The organism is Streptomyces sp. MMG1533, assembly GCF_001279775.1.
Lineage (GTDB): Bacteria > Actinomycetota > Actinomycetes > Streptomycetales > Streptomycetaceae > Streptomyces.
This window is the reverse complement of sequence record NZ_LGDG01000069.1, coordinates 1-6,127: the sequence shown is the minus strand read 5'-3', so window position 1 is coordinate 6,127 and position 6,127 is coordinate 1. Positions and strand designations below refer to the sequence as shown.

Annotated in this window: 4 protein-coding genes and 1 pseudogene; 3 read left to right on the top strand and 2 right to left on the bottom strand. The window is 68.7% G+C overall.

Translation table 11 applies throughout. The features are described 5' to 3' along the window. From ADK57_RS10535 to ADK57_RS10530, 3 genes and pseudogenes are all read left to right on the top strand, one after another. The coding region (locus ADK57_RS10535; RefSeq protein ID WP_159050035.1) for a carbohydrate ABC transporter permease at nt 1-603 on the top strand (603 nt) is incomplete at its 5' end. After that, nucleotides 600-1,427, top strand: a pseudogene (locus ADK57_RS52190) (carbohydrate ABC transporter permease); the annotation flags it as partial. The gene ADK57_RS10535 and the pseudogene ADK57_RS52190, both read left to right, overlap by 4 nt. A gap of 72 nt (nt 1,428-1,499) precedes the next feature. Continuing rightward, the gene (locus tag ADK57_RS10530) at nt 1,500-3,539 is read left to right on the top strand and encodes a beta-galactosidase (RefSeq protein ID WP_053749131.1); all 2,040 of its coding nucleotides are present in this window, start codon (nt 1,500-1,502) and stop codon (nt 3,537-3,539) included. Here the strand turns inward: ADK57_RS10530 and ADK57_RS10525 are convergent. Continuing rightward, nucleotides 3,520-4,368, bottom strand: a complete 849-nt coding sequence (locus tag ADK57_RS10525) for a toll/interleukin-1 receptor domain-containing protein (protein ID WP_053749130.1) — start codon at nt 4,366-4,368, stop codon at nt 3,520-3,522. The two genes, ADK57_RS10530 and ADK57_RS10525, sit on opposite strands and share 20 nt — an antisense overlap. A 243-nt stretch (nt 4,369-4,611) precedes the next feature. After that, the gene (locus tag ADK57_RS10520) at nt 4,612-6,075 is read right to left on the bottom strand and encodes a GH1 family beta-glucosidase (protein WP_053749129.1); all 1,464 of its coding nucleotides are present in this window, start codon (nt 6,073-6,075) and stop codon (nt 4,612-4,614) included. Between the last annotated feature and the right edge of the window lie 52 nt (nt 6,076-6,127).

Genomic DNA, 6,127 nt, shown 5'->3' with positions numbered 1-6,127 from the left:
CAGCTGGACAAGAAGATCCGCTTCAGCCGGGTCTACCAGACCGCGTTCTTCCTGCCGGTCGTGATGTCGCTGGCGGTCATCGGCTTCGTCTGGCAGCTGATCTACAACCCCGACACGGGCCTGATCAACAGCGTCATCGGGGCCAACAAGCCCGGCCACTACATCGACTGGATCGGCGACCCGAACCTCAACCTGTGGGCCATCCTGGTCGCCGCCTCCTGGCGGCACACCGGCTACATGATGATCCTCTACCTGGCCGGCCTCAAGGGCGTGGACCCGTCCCTGCGGGAGGCCTCCGCACTGGACGGCGCGAACGAGTGGCAGACGTTCAAGAACGTCATCTTCCCGACGCTGCGTCCGACGAACACCGTCGTCCTCGTCGTCACGATCATCGAAGCGCTGCGCGCCTTCGACCTGGTCTTCGTCTTCAACAAGGGCGCCCAGGGCACCGAACTGCTGTCGATCCTCGTCACCAACAACATCATCGGCGAGTCCAGCCGCATCGGATACGGCTCCGCGATCGCCGTCGTCCTGCTGGTGATCTCCCTTGCGGTGATCATCCCGTATCTGATCGCGACCTTCCGGAAGGAGCGGCGCGCATGAGCACCGTCACCGGCGCTCCCCAGCAGCGCACCCCCGTCCGCCCCGCCCGGATCCTGCTGCACACCTTCCTCGTCGTCACGGCACTGTCGTGGCTCGCCCCACTGCTGTGGGCGCTGTTCGCGGCCCTGCGGCCGTACTCCGAGACCAGCACCAAGGGCTACGTCTCCTGGCCGGACAAGCTGAGCCTCGCCAACTTCACCAACGCGTTCGAGCAGTCCGACATGCTGCACTACCTCGGCAACACGCTGATCATCGCGGTGCCGGCCGTGCTGGTGACGCTGTTGTTGTCGTCGATGGTCGCGTTCTACGTCAGCCGCTTCGACTTCCGCGTCAACCTGTTCCTGCTGCTGGTCTTCACCGCCGGCAACCTGCTCCCGCAGCAGGTCATCATCACCCCGCTGTACCGCATGTACCTGCTCATCGACCTGCCCGGCATCACGATGAGCGGCAAGCTGTACGACTCCGCGCTCGGCCTCGTCCTCATCCACGTCGCGTTCCAGTCCGGCTTCTGCACCTTCGTGCTGAGCAACTACATGCGCTCCCTCCCCCACGAGCTGACCGAGGCCGCCCTGGTCGACGGCGCCTCCGTGTGGCGCCTGTACTGGCAGATCGTGCTGCCGCTGTGCAAGCCCGCCATGGCCGCCCTGGCCACCCTGCTCTCCATCTGGATCTACAACGACTTCTTCTGGGCCCTCGTGCTGATCTCCACCGGCGAGAACATGCCGATCACCTCGGCCCTGAACAACCTCTCCGGCCAGTACTTCACCGACCCCAACCTGGTCGCCGCCGGCGCCCTGCTCACCGCGATCCCCACGCTGATCGTGTACTTCGCACTCCAGCGACAAGGGCTGACGCTCCCTCAAGCCACCTGTTTCTGCTATCTCGGAGCACCACCAGTGAGCACTCAACGCCGCCTTCGCATCCCCGGCATCGCCTACGGCGGCGACTACAACCCCGAGCAATGGCCCGAGGAGGTCTGGGCCGAGGACATGCGCCTCATGCGTGAGGCCGGCGTCACCATGGTCAGCGTCGGCATCTTCTCCTGGGCGCTGCTCGAGCCGTCCGAGGGCGTGTACGACTTCTCGCGTCTGGACCGGATCCTCGACCTCCTCCACGAGAACGGCATCGCCGCCGACCTGGCCACGCCGACGGCGGCCCCACCGGCGTGGTTCTTCCGCGCACACCCGCAGGCGCTGCCGGTGGACCGGGACGGCCGCGGGCTGTCGTACGGCAGCCGCCAGACGTTCTGCCCGAGCAGCCCCGCCTACCGCGAGGCCGCCCTGCGGATCACGGGTGAACTGGCCGCGCGGTACGCCGATCACCCGGCCGTGGTGATGTGGCACGTCCACAACGAGTACGGCTGCCACAACGCGGAGTGCTACTGCGAGGTGAGCGCGCAGGCGTTCCGGCGCTGGCTGCGGGCGCGCTACGAGAACGACCTGGCGGCACTGAACGACGCCTGGGGCACCACCTTCTGGAGCCAGTGGTACTACGACTGGGACGAGATCATCCCGCCCCGCGCCACCGGCGCCGTACCCAACCCGGCCCACCGGCTGGACTGGCGCCGCTTCTGCAGCGACGAACTGCTGTCGCTGTACAAGGCGGAGCGGGAGGTGCTGCGGGAAGCGGCCCCGGAGGTGCCCGCCACCACCAACTTCATGGTGATGTTCGCCTTCGACGCGCTGGACTACTGGCGCTGGGCCCCGGAGCTGGACATCGTCTCGAACGACCACTACCTCCAGTCCATGGACCCGGAGTCGGAGATCGACATCGCGCTGAGCGGCGACCTGGTGCGGTCGCTGGCGGGCGGGCGTCCGTGGCTGCTGATGGAGCACTCGACGGGCGCGGTGAACTGGCAGCCGGTCAACAGGGCGAAGACGGCAGGGGAGTTGCGCCGCAACGCGCTCGCCCACGTGGCGCACGGCGCCGACGGCATCGCCTACTTCCAGTGGCGGGCCGCCAAGGCGGGCGCCGAGCAGTGGCACTCGGCGATGCTGCCGCACGCCGGGACGGACAGCCGCATCTGGCGGGACGTCGTCGCACTCGGCGCCGACCTGAAGGCGCTGGCCGAGGTGCGTGGCAGCACGGGCACGGCGTCCGTGGCCATCGTCTGGGACTGGAACGCCCGCTGGGCCCTGGGACTCCCCTCCCAGCCGAGCGAGGAGGTCCGCTATCCGGATCTGGTCCGCTCCTGGTACGAGCCGCTGTGGCGGTCGGGCGTCGCCGTGGACTTCGTACGCCCGGACGCCGACCTGTCCGCGTACCGCTTGGTCCTGGCCCCGAGCCTCTACCTGGTCGACGACGAGGGCGCGGCGAACCTGACGCGCTTCGCGGAGGCCGGCGGCACGCTGGCCGTCGGCTTCCACAGCGGGGCCGTGGACGAGAACTGCCATGTGCGGCTGGGGGGTTACCCGGGTGCGTTCCGCGAGGCGCTGGGCGTGCGGAGCGACGAACTGTTCCCGCTGCTGCCGGGCGAGTCGGTCGGCCTGAGCGAGGGCGGTACGGCGTCCCTCTGGTCGGAGCGCCTGCGCCTGGAGGGCGCGGAGGCGGTGACGTCGTACACGTCAGGCCCGCTGACCGGTGTCCCGGCGGTGACCCGGCGCACGTACGGCACGGGCACGGCCTGGTACGTGGCGACGCTCCCGGATCCGTCGACGCTGGCCGCCCTGCTGGACCGTGTCCGTACGGAGGCGGGTGTGGAGCCGGTGCGGGTGACACCGGAGGGGGTGGAGGCGGTGCTGCGGCGGGGCGAGAACGCCGACTACCTGTTCCTGATCAACCATGGTGAGCGGGACGCGGAGGTCGAGGTCGCGCCCGACGGCACCGAACTGCTGACGGCAAAGCGGCTCGAGGGCGGGTCGGTCACGGTCCCCGCGGGCGGGGTCGCGGTGGTGCGGGAACCGCGACGGCGCAGCGCTATTCGCGCGCGTTCTTGAGCCTGTTGAGGAACTCCCCGGATGCGACTCGGAGCCACTCCGGGGAGTCGGGCTCAAGGGGAACCGGTCCCTGCATGGAGGAGAGGAGGAGGTGGCCGAAGAGTTGCTTGGCCTCCTCGGGAGACAACGGGAACTGTCGTCGAACACTCAGGAATGTTCCTGCGATGTTCTCCCAGATCATGATCTCTTTGTCACGGCCTGCGAGAGAATCTCGCTGGAAGTTCCCCGAGATCTCTTCCCATGTGCAGGGGAATACCTCGATCAGGGCCTCGTGGATGAGCCGGATCCGCCGCAGCTGTGTCTGGTCGAGCGGTTCGCGGAGGTGGCCGAGGGTCAGATCCTTGATGTCGACTTTGGTGACGTTCTCTTCCGCGCGTCGCCGGGCTTCGATCGCCCTGACGAGCTCCGAGTACTTCTCCGGTGCGGCAACCCGCATGACTTCGATCGCCACGTCCAGGGGGTCCACTCCGGTGGCCACGTATGCCAGCTTGTCCGCGAGGTTCGGGCTGTAGGACAGCACGTCGTCGCGCGTGACGTTGTACCAGATGGGAAGGATCCGCTTCTCCCGCCCGGATTCGAGGGCCACCAGACTTCTGAATTCGTACTCCGGCCACGGTTTCTTGAAAAAACTCGGGCTGAGGATCACGGCGCCGAACCTGGAGTTGCGCAGCCCTTTGTCGATTGACGCGGAAAGGCTGTCGCCCATGGACAGTGCATATTCGTCGTACCAGACATCGATGCCGAGCGTTCGAAGTCTTTCGGCGAGCGGCCGAACAAAGCCATCCTTGTCCTCCCAGGCGTGGGAGATGAACAGATCGTGCTGCGTCATGACGGCCTCCGCGATGTACCCTGCGTGACGGATCCTCGCATCCAGGCAGAAGGTCGGGCAGGCGATCCGGTAAATCCAAGTCCGGGACCACGAGGGTGACTCGCGGCATCAGGCAGCCGACCCAGTGGCCGGCAGCCCCCGGCAGTCTCTGAACCCGATGGCCGCAGCCGGGCCCGGGACACACGGCGCGGGGCGCGGCACCCCCTCGGCCGCCGCGCCCCGTCCCCCGCATCCCCCAGGGTGTTAGTCCGTTGCCGCCAGTGGCGGCAGGTCCTGCGACGTCACCGGCGGGAGTGTCCCCGTCCGCGCGGCCTGGCCGTACCACAGGGCGCTCGACTTCGGCGTCCGCTCCAGCGTCGAGTAGTCCACGTACACCGCCCCGAACCGCTTGCCGTAGCCGTACGCCCACTCGAAGTTGTCCATCAGGGACCACAGGTAGTAGCCCCGGACGTCCGCGCCGTCCGAGATGGCGCGGCGGACCGCGGAGAGGTGGCCGTGGAGGTACGAGACCCGCTCCGGGTCGTGCACGCGCCCCTCGGGGTCGGGCTTGTCGTCGTAGGCCGCGCCGTTCTCGGTGATGTAGATCGGCAGGCCGGGAGCCTCGCGGGTGTAGCGCATGATCAGGTCGTGCAGGCCCGTCGGGTCGATCGTCCAGCCCATCTCCGTGCGCTCGCCCGGCGTCTGGTGGAAGGCGATGTCGTCCGCGCCCGGCCAGGGGGAGAAGGAGCTGGCGCCGTGGCCGTCGGCGCGCGGGCCGCTCGCGTGCGGGTCCGTCGCCGCGACCAGCGCGGGCGTGTAGTAGTTGAGGCCCAGCGCGTCCAGCGGCTGGTTGATGGCCGTGAGGTCGCCGTCCTGGACGTACGACCAGTCCGTGATCAGCTCCGTGGCGGCGTACAGCGTCTCCGGGTACGCGCCGTGCAGCATCGGACCGTGGAAGACGCCGTTGGCCAGGTCGTCGATCTTCTGCACCGCCGCCAGGTCCGCCGGATCCTGCGAAAGCGGCCTGACGACCGAGGAGTTGAGGCTGACCGCCACCGAGTTGCGGGCCGGCATCGCGGCACGCAGGGCGGTCGTACCCAGGCCGTGCGCCAGGTTCAGGTGGTGCGCGGCCTTCAACGAGGCCGCCGCGTCCGTACGGCCGGGGGCGTGCACGCCGGAGCCGTAGCCCAGGAAGGCGCTGCACCACGGCTCGTTGAGCGTGATCCACTGCTCCACCCGGTCGCCGAGCGCCTCGCCGACGATCTGCGCGTACTCGGCGAAGCGGTACGCCGTGTCGCGCTCGGGCCAGCCGCCCGCGTCCTCCAGCTCCTGGGGGAGATCCCAGTGGTAGAGGGTGACGGCCGGCTTGATCCCCACGGAGAGCAACTCGTCCACCAGGCGGCGGTAGAAGTCCAGGCCGCGCTGGACCGCCGGGCCCCGGCCCGTCGGCTGCACCCGCGACCAGGAGACCGAGAAGCGGTACGCGGTCAGGCCCAGCTCCGCCATCAACGCCACGTCGTCGCGGTAGCGGTGGTAGTGGTCGACAGCGATGTCACCGGTCTCGCCGCCGGCCGTCTTGCCCGGCGTATGGCTGAAGGTGTCCCAGATGGAGGGCGTACGGCCGTCCTCCCGCACCGCCCCCTCGATCTGGTAGGCGGAGGTCGCGGCGCCCCAGAGAAAGGCGGGAGGAAAGGTCACCGGGGTCGCCGGCGTTTCGGACTCAGGCATGGAAGCGCTCCCATAGGAGGTCGGGTAGACCGACAGTCAGGGGGATGGGGGG

Bases quoted from the DNA above. Each gene is read 5' to 3' on its own strand.
- ADK57_RS10525 (WP_053749130.1), bottom strand. From the start codon at position 4,368: ATGACGCAGCACGATCTGTTCATCTCCCACGCCTGGGAGGACAAGGAT.
- ADK57_RS10520 (WP_053749129.1), bottom strand. From the start codon at position 6,075: ATGCCTGAGTCCGAAACGCCGGCGACCCCGGTGACCTTTCCTCCCGCC.